Below are 1340 nucleotides of genomic sequence, written 5' to 3' on the forward strand. Positions count from 1 at the left end.
TCTGCGACAACTGTGAGACTCGTGGTGTGCCGCAGGGGGCCCGAGCCTGACCCGTGCGACAACTGGCCGCAGGTGCCTTGGAGTAGATCTGTCGGCTTCCGGCCCCCTGCGGTGTTCGCTGCCGCCGGCCCTGTGGACGTGTCCCGATAGGGGCTTTGCTGCACAAAGCACCGTCACAGTTCTGACCGCCCATCGGACCGGCGTCGGCCACCAGCCCCAGTCCGAGGAGCCTTGTGACCGTCACCAGCATGCCCCAACCCACGCTGCCCACGCAGCATGTCCCGGACCTGGCAGAGGATGTGATCTTGGGGGTCGATACCCACAAGGACATCCACGTCGCGGCCGTGATCACTACGCTGGGAGCCTCACTCGCCCACCAGGAGTTCCCCACCACCGCTGTCGGATATCGCCAACTCATCACCTGGGCAAGGTCGTTCGGTGTCCTGCGTCGCGCCGGTGTCGAGTGCACCGGATCCTACGGAGCCGCACTGACCAGGGCTCTGAGCCGAGAAGGCATTGATGTCGTCGAGGTCAACCAGCCCGACCGGGCCACCCGGCGCAAGCGCGGCAAGACCGATGCCATCGACGCGGACGCGGCCGCTCGCGCCGTCCTGTCGGGACGCGCCACGGTCACACCCAAGACCGCGGACGGCCCCGCGGCGGACATGCGCGTCCTGCGACTGGCCAAGGAATCGGCAATCAAGGCCCGCACCCAGGCGATGAACCAGCTCAAGGCCGTCCTGCTGGACATCGACCCCGACCTGCGCGACCTCCTCACCGGCCTGACCAACCCGGCTCTGGTCGCCACCTGCGCGGCACTCGTCGACGAGCGGGGCGAGGCAGTCTTCACGATGCGCCTGCTCGCCATACGGATCCAGCACCTGTCCGCGGAGGTCAAGGAGCTGACCCGACGCACCACCCTGGCCGTCCGCTCCTGCCGACCTCAGATGCTGGACCTGGTCGGCGTCGGCCCCGACAGCGCTGCCGTCCTGCTCATCGCCGCAGGTGACAACCCTGACCGTCTCACGGACGAGGCATCCTTCGCTGCCCTGTGCGGCGTCAGCCCGGTCGAGCAGTCCTCAGGCAAGACCCAGCGCCGGCGCCTGAATCGCGGCGGTAATCGGCAGGCCAACGCCGCCCTCTACCGCATCGTGATGACCCGCATACGCTGGGACGAACGCACCCAGGCATACCTGCAACGACGCACCGCCGAAGGCATGTCCAAGCGCGAGATCATCCGCTGCCTCAAACGCTACGTGGCCCGCGAGCTCTACCGGCACATGCAGCCTCCGACGGCCGCACAGAGACCTTCAGCCACTTGACGAAACATAGGGGCATCT

General features: G+C 67.5%; 1 protein-coding gene. It reads left to right on the forward strand.

Annotated features, from left to right (window positions below):
- Nucleotides 1-248 precede the first annotated feature (248 nt).
- Nucleotides 249-1322, forward strand: coding sequence for an IS110 family transposase (locus tag AB0915_RS39210; protein WP_366696191.1), 1074 nt, complete (start codon nucleotides 249-251; stop codon nucleotides 1320-1322).
- Nucleotides 1323-1340 lie beyond the last annotated feature (18 nt).

The organism is Streptomyces sp. NPDC048411, from assembly GCF_040704695.1.
GTDB lineage: Bacteria > Actinomycetota > Actinomycetes > Streptomycetales > Streptomycetaceae > Streptomyces.